A 19341-nucleotide genomic window follows, 5' to 3' on the forward strand; every position below is an offset into this window, starting at 1 on the left:
CGGGCGTTCATTCCATGGGTTATTTGTTTTTGCGCCGGGGGGGTGCCTCCCCCCGGCCTCGGCGGCCCGCCCCGGCCCCCCCCCCCCGGCCCGGGGCACAGCGGGCTATCTCAACTGATCCACACTGGCGTCATTGGGGCGGTGGAGGCGGAGGCGGGGGCGGAGGTGGGGGAGGCGCAGGTGCATGCCTCAGCTCCAGCAAGACCGACGTCGCCATCTGATCTGCTACCGAGGAATGGATTTCGACAGCCTGGGCGGGCGCAGCCAGGGCCGCCCCTGTCACCCCCGCCGCGACGATCGCGCCGGCGAGTACACGCTGAATCATGGTGGTCCTCTCGTTAGGAGTGGCACTACCGATCAACCGGTCCATCATAGATGCAGGTCAGGGTCGTAGGGCAATGCCTGTTCGGCATCGAATTCCGGGTTTGTGCCGTCGCGATTCCCTGGTGCCCACGCTTGTCGCAGGCCCCTTGGGCCGGTGCGTGATCATGGCGCTTCGAGATGGAACCGGAGCAGTTCGCAGAGTTGGTCGTAAGTGCGGGTGAGAGGCGCGATGCTGCGGTCTGCGATCGACATCATGACCGCGCCTTCGATTGCCGCGATCGTCATGGTCGCCAGGCTCTGCGCTGTCCTGGCCGGTATGCCCTGCGAGATGGCCTTCTCCGCAAGGTGTCGTTCCCAGCTTCGGAATGCCTTGCCGGCCAGTTCGCGCGCGCCGGGTGCTTCGCTGCCACAGTATGCGGCGGCAGCTATCGGGCATCCGGACTGGTAGTCGCTGCTCACCAGTACCCATTTCCAGTACTCGACGAAGGCGTGCAGCATCTCCGGCGCGGAAAGCGTCTCGGCCGTCTGCTCGATCATCTGCTCGATCCAGGCCCCCGCGGTCCGAACGGACTCCTCGATCAACTCGGTCTTTCCGCCGGGAAAGTTCTTGTAGATCGACTGTCGGGCGGTGCCGCTGTGCTCCAGCAGATCGGCCACTCCGGTGCCGGCCACTCCTCGACGTCGGACCAGCTCGATCGCGCTGTCGATCAAGCGCCGTCGTGCGTCCGCAGCCATGACTCTCTCCCGCCTCGGTTCAGGCCACCAGCCTAGCGGCAGGCCAAAAAGTAGACCGATCGGTGCGCGCTAAGGAGTCGATGCTTGCCGAATCCGTGAATCTCATGGCGGTATCCACTTGCGATAGACCATTCGTTCTACTAATCTATCGATGGTGTTACCGACAGTTACATGAACACTTGTGAGGAGAGATCAAACCCATCTCCCGTCGGCTGTGGAAGGTACTCGGTATCGACGGGCCCACCACCCGCTACCGATCCGAACCCCTCCGGCGCATGGCGGCCTGACTCTGGCTTCCCCCAAGCCGGTGCTGTCGCGGAATTGAGCCGCCGCCGCCAGCACCTTCGTGGCTGTCGGCTCGCGGTGAGCCCATGGTCGTGCCCAGCCGGGCCGGCAGCCACCCTTCCCGAAGCTCGACCCACCGCATCGACGAGGAGTCGAACCCACCATGCCCCACACACCTGTCGCGGAACCAGCCGCGCGAGCGCCACAGAACCCAGTCCTGACCGGGCGGGCGAAATGGCTGGCCCTGGCCGTCATCTGCGCTGCGGAATTGCTCGTGGTGCTCGACAACACCGTCGTCAACGTCGCGTTGCCATCTCTAGGTGTGCAGTTGCACGCCAGCTTCGGCGGGTTGCAGTGGGTGGTCGATGCCTACACGCTCACCTTCGCGGGCCTGCTGCTGGCGTTCGGTCACCTCGGAGACCGCTTCGGTCGACGCAAGGTGATGATGATCGGACTGGCGGGCGTCGCCGTCATGTCCGTGGGTGGCGCACTGGCCACCGACCTCGGCCAGGTGATCGCTGCCCGCGCCGCGATGGGAGTATTCGCCGCCGCTGTCTTCCCCGCGACCTTGGCGATGATCATCAACATCTTCACCGACGTCAAAGAACGAGCGATCGCCATCGCCGCCTGGACGGCGATGGCCGGTTTCGCCATCGCGATCGGACCCACCGCCGGTGGCTGGCTGCTCGAGCACTTCTCCTGGCATTCTGTTTTCTGGGTGAACATCCCCGTCGCCGCGGTCATCTTGGCGTTTACCCGCTTCCTGGTTCCGGAGTCGAAAGCGGCCCACGTCGGCAGGCTCGATGTCGTCGGCATCGCCTTGTCGCTGCTGAGCGTCACCGCCTTGGTGTGGACGATCATCGAGGCGCCGAATCAGGGCTGGCTCTCGGTGACCAGCCTGGTCGGGTTCGCCTTCGCGGTGGCCTGCTTCGCGGTGTTCATCCGGTGGGAGATGCGCACCAGTTCCCCCGTGCTGAACATGAACCTGTTCCGGATCCGGCGGTTTTCCTTGCCTGCGGTGGCGATCATGGTGGCCTACTTCTCCATGTTCGGCTTCCTGTTCATGATCACCCAGTACTTCCAGGGCGTGATGGAGCTGTCGCCACTCGAATTCGGTTTGCATTCATTGCCATTCGCCGTGGCTATCGCGGTCGGTGCACCCTTGGCAACCTTGATCGCGCAGAGGATCGGTACCACCGCGGTCATCGTCTTCGGTCTGGTGGTGATGAGCATCGGAATGTATATCGCCGGTCAGGTGAAAGTGGAAACCCCGTATGTGGGTCCCGTGCTGGTCTCGATGGTGCTGATGGGGCTGGGGCTGGCGATTGTGCAGGGCCCGGCGACAGAATCGATCATGTCGTCGGTGGCTCTCGACGAGGCGGGAGCAGGTTCGGCGGTCAACGACACGACCCGCGAGGCGGGCGGAACTCTCGGCGTCGCGGTGCTGGGATCGATTGTGGCGTCGGTGTACACGACCAAGGTCGGCCCGCGCATCGATGCCGTCCCGGACTTCATGATGACAGCGAACGAGAAGAGCTTCGCTCGCGAAAGCGTCATTGCCGTACTCGAAATGGTCAAGCGGCCAACCAATCCCGCTTTCGCGCAACAGAAGGCCGATCTGATCTACGCGATGAAGTCGGCGTCCTTGGAAGGGTTCGAGCTCGCGTCCTACGTAACGGTTTCGGCGTCGTTGTTCGTTGCGGTTGCCATCGCCGTCTTCCTGCCGTGGAAACCCGCCGATGAATCCGTACTCCTCGGCTGGAAGGAGGGGGACAAGTCATGAATCGGATGCCGCCCGATTGATCCCAGGGGAGCACGCCCACGACTCGCCGCAGCACGGTTGCGGAGACCGACACCAACGACAGGAATCGACTATGGCCACACCAGAACTGCCCGCCGGCGCAGAGTTGCTGCGAGCTCTCGCAACACCCGGCAACGACCTGCCGGGGATCTGGTCACTGCTCGGAATGGACGGCGCCGAGATCGAGAACGGAAAGGTGTCGTTCACCCTCACCTCGCGGCCGGAGTTCGCGAACCCGTTGGGGACGGTGCACGGAGGGATCTGCGCGACCCTGCTCGATTCGGTGATGGGCTGTGCGGTGCACTCCACCCTTGGCCCGGGGTTCGGATACAGCACACTCGAACTCAAGGTGAACTACATCCGCTCGGTCCGCACCGATGGTGTCCGACTGACCGGCACCGGAACGGTGATCCACGCCGGACGCAGCACCGCCACCGCGGAGGGTCGCGTGCTCGACGAACAGGGACGCCTCATCGCGCACGGCACCACCACCTGCCTGATCCACGCACCGAACTGACCAGCAGGCACAGAAGGAAATTCGATGACATCGACCTCTGAATCGCATCCTGCACGGTACGACTCGATCGTGATCGGTTCAGGACTCGGCGGGCTATCGGCGGCTGCCTACTTGGCAGCTGCCGGCAAACGCGTGCTGGTCCTGGAGCAGTACAGTGCGCTGGGCGGATCCTCCCACGTGTTTCGCCGACAAGGGCGGTGGGAATTCGATTGCGGCGTCCATTATCTCGGTGAATGCGGACCCGACGGGATCGTCACGACGCTCATGCGCGGCTTGGCGCTCGACGACCGGTTGCACTGGCTCCCGATGGACCAGGACGGATTCGACCGCATCATCGCACCGGGGTTCGAATTCGCGGTACCGGTGGGATGGGACGCTTACCTGGCGAGTCTGCTCGACACGTTCCCCACGGAGCGGGCCGCGGTGTATCGCTATCACTCGGTGGTGCGTCGACTGGGTGAGACCGCCAATCGTTCCGCGGTTTCGTCACATGCGGCGATGGGTCGTGCCCTGGCCCGATCGGGCCGAGCGGCTCTCTTCGCGGCCATGCCCTTCGCCGCGTTCCTCGCTGTTTGCGGTTTCTCACCACGGTCGATTCTCGCGCTGTCGGTACAGTGCGGAGCCTTGGCCTCGACACCGCTGGCGCTTCCGACCGCGGCGATGGCCGGCTTCCTCCAGGACTATGTCGGCAGCGGCTCGTTCTACCCGGAGGGCGGAGGCCAGATGCTGGCGGCGGGATTCGCCGAAGTGATCACCTCTCACGGTGGTGCGATCCGCACCAACGCTCGAGTCTCCGCGATCACAGTCGTCGGCCGAACCGTGACGGGCGTGCGCTTGGCGGACGGGGAAACGATCGACTCGCCGACCGTAGTTTCCGACGCCGACATCATCAAGACGTTCACCGAACTGGTCGGCTTGGAGCACCTGCCGATTGCCCAACGCGCTCGGGTCAAGAGCTGGACCATGTCGCGTCCGCTGATCAACGGGTTCTTCGGTATCGAGTTCGACACCGGCGTTGCGCCCAACAGCAACTACTTCGCGATACCTACCTGGGATGACGCCACGTCGCTATGGTCGCTGATGCGCATGTCGCGCGAGTTGATCGATGGCAGCGGCTTCAGCACCGGTACCGAGTGGGCGCGGCAGATGGCAGCCAGGCAGCCGATGTTCGTCCAATCGTCGTCGCGGCGCGATCCTGGCAATCGACGGGCCGCGCCCGCGGGCCGCTCGACAGTCGAGGTCCAGACGATCACCCCCTACAAGCCCGAACTCTGGGGTTTCGACGGTTATGACCTCGCGACCGGCGAATACCGCACGAGCAGCACGTATCAAGAGGTCAAGAAGATCGTGCTCGACGGCATGGCGGAGCGTATGGAACAGGCGTTTCCCGGTTCGTCGTCCACTATCGAGATCGCGGAGTTGGGCTCGCCCGCGACGCAGACACGGTTCGTCGGCAACACCGGCGGAGCGCCCTTCGGGCTACAAGTACGCGTCGATCAGTTCGGGAGCACTCGTCCGGGCTCGTCCACCGCGATCGGTGGACTGTTCCTCGTCGGTACGAGCACTCGTTGGGGGCCGGGGACGGTCGGCGCCATGCTCAGCGGAGTGCACGCGGCAGCGGCCGTCACCGAGCGAGATCTGCTCACCGAGATCGGTTCCGGCGCCGTCATCGCCGATCCCTCCGCCCTGTCCCCGTGGTCGGCGGCTTTCGATCCGCTCACGACGACCCGGGGGATCGATCCACGGCCTGACCGAGGACGCGAGCGTTGAGAAAGTGCTGATGACGGCTACTACTCGGTCTCGCGGTCAGCGCGAGGTCGTCGTCGACTCGGGGTGGGCCGAGCATCACCGCGCTGCGCGGCGCGCTCCCCGGGTGTGCGACGTAGCGCCGGAGAGATGTCATCGGGACTTCGCCGGACCGAGCTCCAGGGTCGACGGCGTGCAGTCACCAGTCGAAAGCCCGGTTCGACGACAGGTGGGCCCCTGAAGGTGTTCTGCGCTGCCGGGTTACCCGGTCTGCTGCGGCGGAAGAGTGTGATCGCACGAGGGGGGACCTGGCCGACGGGGTGAGCGAGTCGTCGTGCCCGGCCAGGAAACGCCGCGAACTCCGCCGGGTCCGCGCGCGACGCGGATCCCTTCGTCCGTGATCCGGGGGCGGTAGATGGTTGCGCGGTGTCCGAAGGCGGGGTCGAGGTCGAGGGAGTTGAACAGGCCCATCCGTGTCAACCACAGCGACGCGCGAACCACTTCGTCCTCGGTGAGCGATTCACCCGGCCAACCGACCGACGCCCCGACAACGAAGGCGCCGAGTACCGGCACGGGATTGCCGAGTTGGTCTTCGTTGTGCGCCCATTTCAGCACCGCTTCGCGCACCGACCACTGCCGGTCGGAGCAGCCGGGCGTCGTCCGCGCAGCACTGTCCATCCCCAGCATTGCAGGCTTTTCCATGGTCATCCCTCTTTTTTCCGAACCGGGTGGCTCGTGACACCATGACTCGCCCGTCAGCGAGTCGAAGGGGCCCGGCCGGTTGATACCGGCCGGGCCCTGACAGATGCGAGCTGTCAGTCCCGCTCGGCGGCGCGCTGACGTGCCTCGTTGGCCGACGCCTCGAGGCGGGCCTTCTCGGCTTCGGCTTCCTTCTCCGCGACCTCGCGCTGGGAGCTCGCCTTGTCCTGCTGTGCCTGGCCTTCACGACGCAACGAGTCGTCGCCGACCACGGCTGCCGCGACCTCCTTGGCTTTACCCTTGACGCCCTCGACGATGCCCCCGAGCCCGGTCGATACTCCGTTGTCTTTATCCGACACAGCGTTTCCCTTTCGTAGTCCAGCCCAGTCGTGACCCCCGCCGTCAGCGCGGCGCCCGGAGCCGAGGCAGTTCCTCCACTGGCGTTTACAAGATAAACACAGACTAGTTTATCTTGTAAACGTCTGTGGCCATCTGCTGATCCATGGGGCTTGCCGGAACCACGCGAACGACACCGGTATCCTGTGGTTATGGTGGCGTGCTGGAAGTCCAGCGCCCGAAGATTTTGACAGGAGCTCCGTCCTGACCGAGGACACGATCGACTCGGGAGCCGAGCTGCGCGACAACAATTCACGGGACGGTGCCGCCCGGCGCTCCCCGCGGCTGGACCGCATCCTGATCCTGGAGTCGGCGATCGCGCTGATCGACGAAGAAGGCTTGGGGCATCTCACGATGCGCCGTCTGGGTTCCTGGCTGGGCGTGGAAGCCATGGCACTGTACCGGTACGTTTCCGGGCGCGACGACCTGCTGGCCGGGGTGGTCGACCACCTCGTCGACCAGCTCTACGAGCAGAACCTGATGGAGCCCGACGATGAGGGTGGCAGCTGGCAGGGGTACCTGCAGCGCCTCGCGCACGGTGTGCGCCGCGTCGCGATCGAGCACCCCGAGGTGTTTCCGCTGATGGCCGCGAGCCCACCCCAAGCGCCCTGGTTGTGCCCGCCCCTGCGCAGCATGAAGTGGATGGAATCCTTCCTCGAAACCATGCTTCACTATGGCTTCGACGACCGTCAGGCAGTTCAGGTCTACCGGTCCTTCGCTACGTTTCTCCTCGGTCACCTCCTCCTCGAGGTGGCAACCAGAGGGGTCGACCTGAGTCCGATCACCACCACCGAGCCGGGCTTGCACGAATCATCGGATCTGGCTGACTACCCGCACGTGTATCGCCTGCAGAACCACCTGTCGGTCAACCGTGCGGCCGATGAATTCGAAGAATCTCTCGAAGTGTTACTGGACCGACTCGAAGGGATGCGCCGCGCTCGACAAAGCCCCTGAGTTGTGTGGCGGGTACTGCCGTCTGGTGTTAGGGTCGTGCGTCCGAGTTCGATGTGGTGCGAGAGATTGGGAGGTGAGTTGATGATCGCGGTGAAGACCGCTGCCCTGTGCAGCGCCCGGACCATCCTCACGTCCCGGGCTCCGGTCTGACTGATTCCCATCGCCGATACGGCGCGAGCCGGATCGGCTCGTAGCCGCGGTGGATTCGGCGTTCGAGCCGGGGCCCCTTTCCCAAGGGTCTCACTATGTATTCATCTTCTCCGTCCTCTTCCGACCTATCCGGTCTCGGTTGGGACGACTCGTTCGCAGCACTGTTCGTAGAGCATGCGGCCGCTGGTCTGGTTCCCGCTCGCGTCGTGCGGGTCGACCGCGGCCGTTGTGACACGATCACCGCATCGGGTCCCGTCCGCGCGGACAGCGCGGCGGTAGCCTCCCTCGACCCCTCGCATACTGTGTGCACAGGCGACTGGGCTGCGCTGCGCCCGGGCCCGGAGCCGGAACTGGTGGCGCTGCTGCCACGGCGCAGCGCGATTACCCGGGCCTCGTCGGATCGAACCTCCCACCAGCAGGTCTTGGCGGCCAACGTCGACACCGTCGCCATCGCTGTCTCGCTCGCGGCACCGCTGAACGCGGGCCGGGTCGAGCGGCTACTCGCGCTGGCCTGGGACAGCGGTGCGAAACCGGTCGTCGTACTCACTAAAGCCGACCTCACCGACGATCTCGACGCGGCCTTGGCCGCCCTCACCTCGCTGGCACCCGGCGTGGACATCCTCACCACCAGCGCCACGACAGGTGCGGGTCTAGACCTTCTGTCAGAGGCGGTGATCGGGACCACGGTCCTGCTCGGCCCCTCTGGTGCGGGAAAGTCCACCCTTGCCAACGCGCTGCTCGGTCGAGAACATATGGATACCAGCGAAGTTCGGGTCGGTGACGGCAAAGGTCGGCACACCACCGTGCACCGCGAGCTGCTGCCGCTGCCCGGCGGCGGGGTGCTCATCGACACTCCGGGCTTGCGAGGTATCGGCTTGCAAGATGCCGCGGACGGGGTCGAGCGGGTCTTCGCCGAGATCGAGGCCTACGCCCGAGACTGTGCCTTCCGTGATTGCGAACATCGCAGTGAACCCGACTGCGCTGTACAGGAAGCCGTGGTGACCGGCATGTTGGATGTGGGCAGGCTCGACCGGTACCGCAAGCTGCTGCGCGAAAGCGCACGGGCCGCGGCCCGGGGAAACGCTCGCGAGTCGAGCAAGGGAAGTAAAACCAAGAAATTGATCACGCGGGATTTGCGCGCGACCTATCGATTCCGCGACCGCCAGCGCGAACGCTGACACCGATTGTGGCAGCACGCATCCGGGGAACTCTCGGCTGCGCCATCTGCGGCAGGCACTTCAGTCACGCAGACCGGCCACCCTCCCACACCGAACGACTCACTGAACTGAAACGGAGAAACTGTTTTGAGCACTCAAAACAACTGGACCGCTCGCGCCGAGACCGACGGCGACATCCCCGTGATCCGCGAGATCAACCTCGCCGCGTTCGACACCGCCGAGGAGGCCGACCTCGTCGACGCTCTGCGCGCCGATCCGGCGTGGATAGACAGCTTGTCGATTCTCAGCGCAGGACCCGAGGGCGCGCCCGTCGGTTACGCATTGCTGACTCGCTGTCATGTCGACGACACCCCGGCGCTATGCCTGGGACCGTGCGCGGTGCTGCCCGAATACCAGAAGACCGGGGCTGGCTCCGCCGCGATCCGCGCCGCGCTCGAAGCCGCTGAGCAGGCGGGCGAGCACTTCGTCATCGTTCTCGGGCATCCCACCTACTACCCGAGGTTCGGGTTCACCCGCGCGTCGGAGTACGGCATCCGGCTCAGTATCGATGTCCCGGACGAGGCATTGATGGCACTGAGCCTCGACTCCGAACAGCTGCCCAGCGGCACCGTCCGCTACGCAGCGCCCTTCGGTATCTAACCGAGCCGAAACACTCCGCTCCGCCCTATCTCGTTGTCCTGGGCCGGCCCACAGACATGCAGGCCGACCCAGGACGCGGGCCGATATCTCGCCTGCTTTCGAAAGATTCCTGCGTCCCGTAGCGCTTCCCACCCGGTTGTGTCCGAGTCTCAAGCCCGTGATGACCTGGTGCCGAGCCGTATCAGCTAGGAAATGGTCCGTCCCTGGCCGGAGCAGGTCATAGCGTCACGGATCCGTGTAGCAGTCCGGGTAGGCAATGGCCGTTTCCCGCTCGCGGCGATGCCGATTTTCCGCGAGCCAGTGACTTCTGAGCTGAGACTCGAACCCAGGACCGCCGCGCTCTCATCCTCGATCGTTTCGCGACATCAATCGCCAAGCGACGTACGTAGCATCAAGGGAGGAACAGGAATACGCGGCGGCGCCACCGATAGATCACCCCTACCAGGGGATACGCCGAACTCCGTTGATACCGCAGCGATTACTACCGGAACCCGGTGGGGTCAACGAAATTTCCGGACTGGTATCGGTCGGCCACCGCGCCGGCGCTGCTCGGCCAATCGCAGTACTGTGCATTCCGGTTCCAGTTCAGGCCACTCGGACACGTGTGCACGGTCGGAACGTTGTTCGAGCACTCAACGTACTTCGTCACGTCTCCGGGATACGGGAAGAGCCCGTCGGGTTCGGGACAGTTGAAGGCGGCGATGCCGACTCCGGTGCCCTCCGCGAGAGCAGACGACGCGGCAACGAGCGTGAGGGCGGAACTGAGCAGCAGTCCGGCTGCGGGCAAAGCGAGAACACGGGTGAATCGCACGGCCGTCTCCTTAATGTTCTCTGTCGAGTCGATCAGGGTGTGTCGGTTACCTCTGTCTGGCTCCTGGTATCCCGCTGCCGACAGGAGTGATGTACCTGCGAGACACTAGGGCAGGGCGAACCTAGCACTTCTCGCAGGTCAGCACGATCACGGTTGCACATCGCAGTCCGATTAACCGTCGACCGCGAGCTGCAGCGGCGGATGCACGTCCAACGCCCCACGCCGGCGCTGATCGACATGGTGCGCGTCGGCATCATGCTGTTCGACCTGGTCGGCGTCGACGACCAGGTCCTGCTCGAGGACCCCTGCCGCACGCGCCGCGCCGAGCTGGCCGACCTGACCCTCGATGATGGTGAGCGCGTACGGGTTTTACCGATGTGGTCGTTGGCCGAGACCGGCGCCGAGGAACTGCTGCGGGCGGCCGCGGACTCCGGGATGGACGGGATCGTCTGCAAGCGTGGCGACTCGGTGTACGAGCCGGGTCGGCGTTCGTCAGCGTGGCCGAAGGTAGTTCTGAGGCTCACGACCGAGGCCGTGATCGTCGGCGCGGTCCCTGGCAACGGCGCCAACGCCACCACCTTCGGCGGCCTGGTCCTCGCCGCCCACACCTCTGACGGGCGCCTGCGGTGTATCGGCGGGGTCGGGACCGGTTTCACCGCGGCCTCGCGGAGCAGCATCCGCGCCGCGCCGGACACGGTGCGCCGCGAGGCCAGCCCGCTCGACGACTCACCGCCGGCGCCGGTCGCGCGGACCGTGTGGTGGGTCGAGCCGGTGTTCGTCGCCGATATCGAGTACTGCGAAATCAGCGGCGACGGTCTGCTGAGGCATCCCAGTTTCCGGGGGATCCGGACCGATAAGACACCCGACGAGGTGGGTCTGCCCTACGCGAGCGAAATTCGGTAGACAGTCGATTCCCGAACACCGATCTACGGTGCCGTTGGGGTGGACTGACGTGGAGAGTCAGGGCCTGGCAGCCGCTGTAGCGGGATTTGGCTGGTCCAGTGGGCACCCAGGTCGGATCCAGCCTGACCATCGCGCGGCGCGGCGAGGGGAGTCAGCCGTCCGGATAGGGGCGGAGATCATGAATCGACGGTAGGAGCCCAACCGTTGTTGCCTGAGCGTGAAGGCAGCAGATCGTCCCGGATGTGATGGTTCGGATGAGGCAGACCGAGGTGCGACGGCGGTTCCGGTGAGGTGACTCCGTGTCTGCTCTGTCCTGGTCGTAGACCATCGGACGGTCGGAATCGGGGAATATTTCACCGCCACTCGTGTTGTGGATCGTGGGTAAATCGTAGAAAAATCGTAGAAAGCAGGGGTGGACCCCGAAGATGACCAGGTCAGCGGTGGTATAGGCTTTGTCGGTCATGAAGTCGGCTTATTCGGGTCCGGTCAACGGTGCGCCCAGGACGGTCTACCTCGATCACGCGGCGACCACTCCGATGTTGCCCGCCGCGGTCGAGGCGATGACGGCTGCCCTCGGGGCGGTCGGGAACGCGTCGTCGCTGCACGGGTCGGGGCGGGCCGCGCGTCGGTCTCTCGAAGAGGCGCGCGAGTCGATCGCGGCTGATCTGGGTGCTCGACCGTCCGAGGTGATCTTCACCTCCGGGGGGACCGAGAGCGACAATCTGGCCGTCAAGGGCATCTTCTGGGGGCGGCGGGCGGCTGATTCGCGGCGCACCAGGATCGTCACCAGCGCGGTGGAGCATCACGCGGTGCTCGATGCTGTCGAGTGGCTGGAGAAGCACGAGGGCGCGCAGGTCACGTGGCTGCCGGTCGACGCCGAGGGTGTCGTCTCGCCGCAGGTGTTGCGTGAGGTGCTCGCCACGCATGCCGACGAGGTGGCGTTGGTCAGTGTGATGTGGGCCAACAACGAGGTCGGGACCATCGAGCCGATCGCCGAATTGGCCGCTGTCGCAAAAGAATTCGATATCCCGATGCACAGCGACGCCATTCAGGCGGTGACGCAGATTCCGATCGACTTCGCCGCGAGTGGGTTGGCCGCGCTCAGCGTGGCCGGGCACAAGGTGGGTGGTCCGCACGGGATCGGGGTGCTGCTGCTCGGCCGCAATGTGCCGTGCGTTCCGCTGGTGCACGGCGGCGGGCACGAACGCGACCTGCGCTCCGGTACCTCCGACGTGGCCGCGGCGATCGGGATGGCCGCCGCCTTGCGCGATGCCGTCGGGGCGCTGCCCGCGCGCACGCAGCGGTTGCGGGCGCTGCGCGACACGCTGATCACCGGTGTCCGGACTGCCGTGCCCGACGCGGTGCTCAACGGCCCGGCGCAACGACTGCCCGGAAACGCCCACTTCACGTTCCCCGGTTGCGAGGGCGACTCGCTGCTGATGCTGCTCGACGCCGCCGGTGTCGAATGCTCGACCGGGTCGGCTTGCAACGCGGGCGTCGCCTCGCCCAGTCATGTGCTGATCGCGATGGGTGTGCAACCGTGGCAGGCGCGCAGTTCGCTGCGCTTCACCCTCGGTCACACGTCGACCGAAGCCGATGTCGAAACACTGTTGACCGTGCTCCCGCAGGTCATCGATCGGGCCAGGGCCGCAGGCCTGGCCGGCGCTAGAGGAGGTGCCTGATGAGAGTTCTCGCCGCGATGAGTGGTGGTGTCGATTCCGCGGTGGCCGCGGCGCGGGCCGTGGACGCGGGTCACGAGGTGGTCGGGGTGCATCTGGCGCTGTCGGCGAACCCGGGCACGCTGCGGACCGGGTCGCGTGGTTGCTGCTCCAAGGAGGACGCGGGCGACGCGCGACGCGCCGCCGATGTGCTCGGAATACCGTTCTACGTCTGGGATTTCGCCGATCGCTTCAAAGAGGACGTGATCGACGATTTCGTCGCCTCCTACGCCGCGGGGGAGACCCCGAACCCGTGCTTGCGCTGCAACGAGAAGATCAAGTTCTCCGCGCTGGCCGATCGCGCGCAGGCGCTCGGCTTCGACGCCGTGGTCACCGGGCACTACGCCCGGCTCGACGAGGGTGTCCTTCGTCGCGCCGTCGACGTCGACAAGGATCAGTCCTACGTGTTGGCGGTGCTCACCGCGGAGCAGCTCGCGCGGGCCATGTTCCCGGTCGGTGACACCCCGAAGCCGCGGATCCGCGAGGAAGCCGCCGAGCGCGGGCTGGCAGTGGCTGACAAGCCCGACAGCCACGACATCTGCTTCATCCCCTCCGGTGATACCCGCGCGTTCCTCGGTGCCAAGATCGGCATCCGGCCCGGCGCGCTTGTCGATTCCGACGGCACGGTGCTCGGAAATCACGAGGGTGTGCACGGATTCACCGTCGGCCAGCGCAAGGGCCTCGGCCTGAGCCACACCGCCGCGGACGGCAAGCCCCGCTATGTCACCGGAATCGACCCCGATTCGGGCACGGTCAAGGTCGGTTCGGTCGAGGACCTGCAGGTCGACGTGATCACCGCCGACCGCGCGATCTGGACCTCCGGCGTTCGCCCGACCTCGTCGGTCGAGTGCGTCGTGCAGGTTCGCGCGCACGGTGGGACCGCGCCCGCCGTGGTCGAGCCCGAGGGTGACGGTTTCGTCGCGAGGCTGGGTGAGCCGCTCACCGGTGTCGCGAAGGGCCAGGCCATCGTGCTGTACCTGCCCGATGCCGAGGGTGGCGACACCGTGATCGGCAGTGGCACCATCAACGGCACCGACCGCACCGCGGCTGTCGAGTCCGATTCGTCGGCGGCGTCAGCCTGATCGTGTCGTGGCGGGTGCGCTGACATTCGGGGCTCACGGCAGGATGACGGGTGATGGACCCCGCCGCGGCGCACGGTCCGTGGTGGTAGACGCCGTCCCGGTGTCGACCAACCCAAACGACACGAAAGGTGTTGAGCTCGTGACGTTGTGGAGTGAGCAGTCCGACGACCGGGCCGCGGCGGAGCCGGTCGACTTGCTCGCCGGGGTGTTCGCCACCGGCATCGGTTCCTGGCCGGGCACCGATCCACTCGAAGCGGCGACCACCATCATCGGTGAACTGCCGCAACTGCCCCACCTCGTCGAACTTCCCGAACGCGGGATCGGCGCCGACATGATCGGGCGCGCCTCCGCGCTCCTGGTCGACCTGCGTTTCGACGCGACCACCCGCGGTTACCGGCTCACCGATCGACCGGGTTCGGTCTCTCGCAAGTCCCGTGACTTCGTGCGCGTAGACCTCGATGCGATCGAGGAAGCCTGGGAGACAGCGGGTCTCGTCGGGTCGGGTCGAGCGATCAAGATCCAGTCGGTCGGGCCGCTCACCCTCGCCGCCGAAGTCGAACTGCCCGGCGGTCATCGCATCCTCACCGATCGTGGTGCGCTGCGCGACCTCGCGGACTCGCTGGCCGAGGGCCTTGCCCTGCACGCCGCCGAGATCGGCAAACGCCTCGGGGCGAAAGTGGTTGTGCAGCTGGATGAACCGCAGCTGACTACGGTGCTCGACGGATCGCTGACCGGTCCGAGTGTCCTCAACACCGTCCGCGCGCTCCCCGGTCCCGAGGCGATCCACTTCCTCGACGTCGTCATCAACGCCCAACCGGGACCGGTCATCCTGCACACCTGCGGGTCTCGCCCAGCCCTACCCACCCTGCGTCGCACCGCGGCCACCGTCCTGTCCTTCGACGCGGCCACCATCACCACGGCCGACTTCGACGACATCGGCGAAGCCGTCGACGCAGGCAAGAAGCTGGCTCTGGGCCTGATCCCCACCGAACCGCCCCTGAGCCCGCTCACCTGGCGCACTGCCGCCGAACCCGCGGTGCGACTCGTGGACGACCTGGGCTTGCGTCGTTCCGTCCTCACCCAAGTCCTCGTCACCCCCACCTGCGGCCTGGCGGGCGCCCCGCTCGCCTGGTCTCGCAAGGCTTTGGCCCTGGCCGCCGATGTCGCCCGCGCGTTCGCCGAAGACCCGGAGTCGCTCACTGTCGAGCGCCCGGACGAGTCGCGGCGGGGTCGCAATCACCGGTGACCGGGGGAACGTGGCGTCCGGTCGGCCGCACCGTGGAAAAATCGTTCTCGCACCGCTGCGACGTGCGGGAACGATCGGCCGATGTGTCGGTGGGCTCGACTAACCTGTGGTGGGTGAGTGACAGCGTGGTTTCGGTGAGTGCGCAAGCGGCTACGCCCGAGCAGCGGGTGCGGTGGCAACAGCTGGCCGACGAGGTCCGCGAGCACCAGTTCCGCTACTACGTGCGGGACGCGCCGATCGTCACCGACGGCGAGTTCGACACGTTGCTGCGCGAGCTGCAAGCCCTCGAAGAGGCACAGCCGGATCTGCGGACACCCGATTCGCCCACCCAGTTGGTCGGCGGGGGATTCGCGACCGAATTCACCGCGGTCGATCATCTCGAGCGGATGCTGTCGCTGGACAATGTGTTCGACTTCGACGAGCTGCGGACCTGGGCCGGTCGGGTGGAAGCGGAGACCGGGTCGGACCTGCACTACCTGTGCGAAGTCAAGATCGACGGCGTCGCGCTGAACCTGGTGTACGAGAACGGCAAGCTGGTGCGCGGGGCGACTCGTGGCGACGGGCGAACGGGCGAGGACGTCACCCTCAACGCGCGCACCATCGAAGACATCCCCACCGAACTCACCCCTACCGAGGGCTTCCCGATTCCGGAGCTGCTCGAAGTACGTGGCGAGGTGTACCTGCGGCTCGAGGATTTCGAGACCTTGAACGCCCAGATTGTCGCCGACGGCAAACCGCCGTACGCGAATCCGCGCAATACCGCCGCCGGTTCGCTGCGCCAGAAGAATCCCGCGATCACCGCGCAGCGTCGGCTGCGGATGATCTGCCACGGTGTCGGCCGCATCGAGGGGTACCGGCCGAGCTCCCAGCACGAGGCCTACCGGGCGCTCGCGGCCTGGGGCCTGCCGGTCTCGGAACACACCCGCCTGGTCACCGGGATCGACGCGGTCATCGAACGGGTCGCCTACTGGGGCGAGCACCGCCACGACATCGAGCACGAGATCGACGGCCAGGTGATCAAGGTCGACGAGACCGCCCTGCAACGCCGCCTCGGCTCCACCTCCCGCGCCCCGCGCTGGGCCATCGCCTACAAGTACCCGCCCGAGGAGGCCACCACCACGCTGCTCAACATCGAAGTCAACGTCGGCCGCACCGGTCGGGTCACCCCGTTCGCGGTGATGGCGCCGGTCTCGATCGCCGGTTCCACTGTCTCGATGGCCACCCTGCACAACGCCTCCGAAGTGAAACGCAAGGGCGTGCTGATCGGCGACACCGTCACCATCCGCAAGGCCGGTGACGTGATCCCCGAGGTTCTCGGGCCGGTCGTCGACGCCCGCACCGGCGACGAACGCGAATTCGTCATGCCCACGCACTGCCCCGAATGCGCCACCGAGCTCGCGCCCGCCAAGGAGGGCGACGCCGACATCCGCTGCCCCAATCAGCAGCACTGTCCCGCCCAGTTACGTGAACGCGTGTTCCACCTGGCGGGCCGCGGCGCGTTCGACATCGAAGCCCTCGGCTACGAAGCCGCCAACGCCCTGCTCACCTCGGGTGCGATCACCGACGAAGGCGACCTGTTCGGCCTCGACGAGCAATCGCTACTCGGCGTGCCGTTGTTCACCAAACAGGACGGCGCGCTCTCGGCCAACGGCGCCCGCCTGCTCGAAAACCTCGACGCGGCCAAGGACACTGCGCTGTGGCGGGTGCTCGTCGCACTGTCCATCCGCCACGTCGGCCCGACCGCGGCCCGTGCGTTGGCCGCCGAATTCGCCAGTCTCGAACGCATCGAATCCGCGAGCGGAGAAGAACTCTCGGCCACCGGTGGCGTCGGCCCCACCATTGCCGCCGCGGTCGTCGAATGGTTCACCGTCGAGTGGCACCGCGCCATCGTCGACAAGTGGCGTGCGGCGGGCGTGCGGATGGCCGACGAGCGCGACGCCTCGATCGAACGCAACCTCGAGGGCCTGTCGATCGTCGTCACCGGTTCACTGCAGAGCTTCACCCGCGACGGCGCGAAGGAGGCGATCCTGGTGCGCGGCGGCAAGGCCGCAGGTTCGGTCTCGAAGAAGACGGCGTTCGTCGTCATCGGCGAAGCCCCCGGTTCCAAAGCTGCCAAAGCGGAAGAACTGGGCGTCCCGATCCTGGACGAAGACGGTTTCCGATCGTTGCTCGAGGGTGGGCCCGACGCCGTCCGAGTCGAACCGGTCGAGGAGCCGACCGGGCCGGACGTCGAAGACTGAGGCGTTCGACTCAGCTCGGGGTGACGGTGACCGTGTTGCCGATCTGGGTCTTCATGTCGAACGCCGCGCACTGCCCGTTGCTGATCTCCTGGGTGCGCAGCGGCCGCTTCTTGATGTTGGTCTGGATCTCGACCGTCACATCGGTGCCGGCCATCGAGCACACCTTCGACACCGGGGCCTCGGTATAGGACACCGACCCCGCACCCTGACACGAGTTGGTCGAGTTGCCGAGGAACACCCGCGCGGTGCCGTTCGGGCACGGATCGGCCATCGCGCTCGGAGCGCCGACCAGCGCCGCGGGAATGAGCGATCCCGCTGTCACCGCGGCAACGACCGCTCCGCGAACCACTATCCGAACCGCCATCACGCGCACCCATCCTCGTCGCCGAACGCTGACCCCGCGACCAACCGACCGCAGTGCCCAGCACCTTAGTGCGTTCGCACCGAACACGCCCGGGTAGTCGCTACCTTCCGAGCGGGGCTCGGGTACCTCGGCGCCCGGCGGTCGAGTGCGCCCACTCGTACCGGGCGACCGAGGACGAGGCCGCCGAAACCCTGCACGGCGGGTCCTGCTGCGCCGTCGACCGCCCCACTGATCCGACCGACGATTCCGGACCGGCGCATCGGCCTGCCGCGTCGGCGGGGTTCGCCGTCCCCTAGTCTTGCGAAGAATCTCGGAGAGGCGGACCCTTGCTGCGCAGTTTTCAGGTGACCAACCACGGATCGCTGGCGCAGGCTCAGCAACTGCGCCTGACCAAGGGGGCCGGGCCGTTGGCGGTGCCGGTCACCGCCGTGCACGGGGTGGCGGCCGCCGGGAAGACGAGCTTGATCGACGCGCTCGGGCAGATGCGCGATGCCGTGCTGAATTCGGTGAGCGGGTGGGATCCCTATGCGGGTCCGGTACGGCGACCACATCTCGGGTTCGCCGACCGCCCAACGGAATTCGTCGCCGGCTTCGTCGCCGAGGGTGTGCCCTACACCTACGGCTTCCGGCTCGACAACGCCGACGTGGTCGCGGAGTGGCTGTACACGCATCCGCGCTCGCGCAAGCGGATCGTCTTCGAACGCACTGGTGACGAGGTCAAGATCGGGCCGATGTTCGAGGCGGCTCGCTACGGGGTGGCGGCGTTGGTGCCGTTGGTGCGGCCGAACGCCCTGCTGTTGAGTCTGGCCGGACAGATGTACGCCGAGGCGCTGGTACCCGCCTATCGATGGTTCGCGGCGAATCTGACTGTGCAGCAGGGCGATGTCGACGCCGACGCGCTCGCCCACGATCTCGGCAGCCACATCTCCCGGTCGCCCGACAATGCCGCGCGCCTGCTGATGTTGCTGCGCACCGCGGATCTGGGGATCGAGGACCTTCTCGTCGCCGAACACGATCCGATGTACGCGGACTACCTGCGCGACCTCGATGCCGAAATCGCTGCGTTGGCAGGTCATCTCGACCACCCCGAGCAGATCCTGGTGGACCGTGAACTGAGCACCCTGCGTGCGGCCCGTGACGCGCTGTACCGGCGAATGGTGGACCGTCGCGGAGCCGGGCTGAGCGTGGTCCACGAGGGCATCGACGTGCCGTTCGAACTGGCCGACGAGTCCACCGCCACCCGCTCGCTGCTGCGGGTACTGCCCGCCATGCTGGAAGCCCTCGACACCGGACAGGTGCTGGCGGTCGACGACCTCGGCGCCGGTCTGCCGGTCGAGGAGACCGACCGACTCGTCCAGCTGTTCCAGAACCCGGAGACCAATGCCCGTGGCGCACAACTGATCTACACCACTGCCGACCGCGCCCTGATCGACCGCGGCAACGGCCGCTCCCAGCGCACACGTACCGCCGTGTGGCAACTGCGCCGGTCGCGGGGCGTCAGCGAGCTCACGCCGCTGTGATCGGGGTGTGACGGGCGGGGGTGCGCCGCCGCT

Annotated in this window: 17 protein-coding genes; 12 read left to right on the plus strand and 5 right to left on the minus strand. The window is 66.4% G+C overall.

What is annotated here, in order from left to right; genetic code table 11:
- Window positions 1-486: 486 nt before the first annotated feature.
- Window positions 487-1059: a TetR/AcrR family transcriptional regulator gene (locus ACFWUR_RS01560; protein ID WP_378900167.1), complete on the minus strand. Its 573-nt coding sequence runs from the start codon at window positions 1057-1059 to the stop codon at window positions 487-489.
- A 448-nt stretch (window positions 1060-1507) separates the two neighbouring features.
- Here ACFWUR_RS01560 and ACFWUR_RS01565 point away from each other — a divergent pair, with 448 nt between their 5' ends.
- The 3 genes from ACFWUR_RS01565 (at window position 1508) to ACFWUR_RS01575 (ending at window position 5432) form a co-directional block, all read left to right on the plus strand.
- Window positions 1508-3127, plus strand: a complete 1620-nt coding sequence (locus tag ACFWUR_RS01565) for an MFS transporter (RefSeq protein ID WP_378900170.1) — start codon at window positions 1508-1510, stop codon at window positions 3125-3127.
- Window positions 3128-3218: 91 nt separating this feature from the next.
- On the plus strand, window positions 3219-3662 hold the full coding sequence (locus ACFWUR_RS01570; RefSeq protein WP_378900173.1) for a PaaI family thioesterase: 444 nt from the start codon (window positions 3219-3221) through the stop codon (window positions 3660-3662).
- A 24-nt stretch (window positions 3663-3686) separates the two neighbouring features.
- Window positions 3687-5432, plus strand: a complete 1746-nt coding sequence (locus ACFWUR_RS01575; RefSeq protein WP_378900176.1) for a phytoene desaturase family protein — start codon at window positions 3687-3689, stop codon at window positions 5430-5432.
- A gap of 237 nt (window positions 5433-5669) precedes the next feature.
- Here the strand turns inward: ACFWUR_RS01575 and ACFWUR_RS01580 are convergent, their stop codons facing one another.
- On the minus strand, window positions 5670-6110 hold the full coding sequence (locus tag ACFWUR_RS01580; protein ID WP_378900179.1) for a hypothetical protein: 441 nt from the start codon (window positions 6108-6110) through the stop codon (window positions 5670-5672).
- 113 nt (window positions 6111-6223) lie between these two features.
- The gene (locus tag ACFWUR_RS01585) at window positions 6224-6466 is read right to left on the minus strand and encodes a CsbD family protein (protein ID WP_378900182.1); all 243 of its coding nucleotides are present in this window, start codon (window positions 6464-6466) and stop codon (window positions 6224-6226) included.
- A 256-nt stretch (window positions 6467-6722) separates the two neighbouring features.
- Here ACFWUR_RS01585 and ACFWUR_RS01590 point away from each other — a divergent pair, with 256 nt between their 5' ends.
- The 3 genes from ACFWUR_RS01590 to ACFWUR_RS01600 all read left to right on the plus strand — a co-directional run bounded on the left by ACFWUR_RS01590 (window position 6723) and on the right by ACFWUR_RS01600 (window position 9424).
- Window positions 6723-7457, plus strand: coding sequence for a TetR/AcrR family transcriptional regulator (locus ACFWUR_RS01590; RefSeq protein WP_378900549.1), 735 nt, complete (start codon window positions 6723-6725; stop codon window positions 7455-7457).
- A gap of 245 nt (window positions 7458-7702) precedes the next feature.
- Entirely contained in the window at window positions 7703-8785 is a 1083-nt protein-coding gene (gene rsgA, locus ACFWUR_RS01595; RefSeq protein ID WP_378900185.1) for a ribosome small subunit-dependent GTPase A, read from the plus strand.
- 126 nt (window positions 8786-8911) lie between these two features.
- Complete coding sequence (locus ACFWUR_RS01600) at window positions 8912-9424, plus strand: GNAT family N-acetyltransferase (protein ID WP_378900188.1); 513 nt, start codon at window positions 8912-8914, stop codon at window positions 9422-9424.
- Window positions 9425-9905: 481 nt separating this feature from the next.
- Here ACFWUR_RS01600 and ACFWUR_RS01605 read toward each other — a convergent pair whose 3' ends face one another.
- A complete protein-coding gene (locus ACFWUR_RS01605) occupies window positions 9906-10235 on the minus strand; it encodes a carbohydrate-binding module family 14 protein (RefSeq protein WP_378900191.1) in 330 nt (109 codons plus the stop codon).
- A 153-nt stretch (window positions 10236-10388) separates the two neighbouring features.
- Here ACFWUR_RS01605 and ACFWUR_RS01610 point away from each other — a divergent pair, with 153 nt between their 5' ends.
- The 5 genes from ACFWUR_RS01610 (at window position 10389) to ligA (ending at window position 17424) form a co-directional block, all read left to right on the plus strand.
- Window positions 10389-11138 (plus strand): ATP-dependent DNA ligase, encoded by a 750-nt coding sequence (locus tag ACFWUR_RS01610; protein WP_378900194.1) that lies wholly within the window; start codon window positions 10389-10391, stop codon window positions 11136-11138.
- A 461-nt stretch (window positions 11139-11599) separates the two neighbouring features.
- Window positions 11600-12820, plus strand: coding sequence for a cysteine desulfurase family protein (locus ACFWUR_RS01615; protein ID WP_378900197.1), 1221 nt, complete (start codon window positions 11600-11602; stop codon window positions 12818-12820).
- A complete protein-coding gene (gene mnmA, locus ACFWUR_RS01620; protein ID WP_378900200.1) occupies window positions 12820-13938 on the plus strand; it encodes a tRNA 2-thiouridine(34) synthase MnmA in 1119 nt (372 codons plus the stop codon). Before ACFWUR_RS01615 ends, mnmA begins: the two co-directional genes overlap by 1 nt.
- A 193-nt stretch (window positions 13939-14131) precedes the next feature.
- A complete protein-coding gene (locus ACFWUR_RS01625) occupies window positions 14132-15184 on the plus strand; it encodes a methionine synthase (RefSeq protein ID WP_378900552.1) in 1053 nt (350 codons plus the stop codon).
- 125 nt (window positions 15185-15309) lie between these two features.
- Entirely contained in the window at window positions 15310-17424 is a 2115-nt protein-coding gene (ligA, locus tag ACFWUR_RS01630; protein WP_378900554.1) for an NAD-dependent DNA ligase LigA, read from the plus strand.
- 10 nt (window positions 17425-17434) lie between these two features.
- Here the strand turns inward: ligA and ACFWUR_RS01635 are convergent, their stop codons facing one another.
- Entirely contained in the window at window positions 17435-17788 is a 354-nt protein-coding gene (locus tag ACFWUR_RS01635; protein WP_378900203.1) for a hypothetical protein, read from the minus strand.
- Window positions 17789-18132: 344 nt separating this feature from the next.
- Here ACFWUR_RS01635 and ACFWUR_RS01640 point away from each other — a divergent pair, with 344 nt between their 5' ends.
- Entirely contained in the window at window positions 18133-19308 is a 1176-nt protein-coding gene (locus ACFWUR_RS01640; RefSeq protein ID WP_378900206.1) for an ATP/GTP-binding protein, read from the plus strand.
- Window positions 19309-19341 lie beyond the last annotated feature (33 nt).

The organism is Nocardia sp. NPDC058633, from assembly GCF_042717045.1.
GTDB lineage: Bacteria > Actinomycetota > Actinomycetes > Mycobacteriales > Mycobacteriaceae > Nocardia.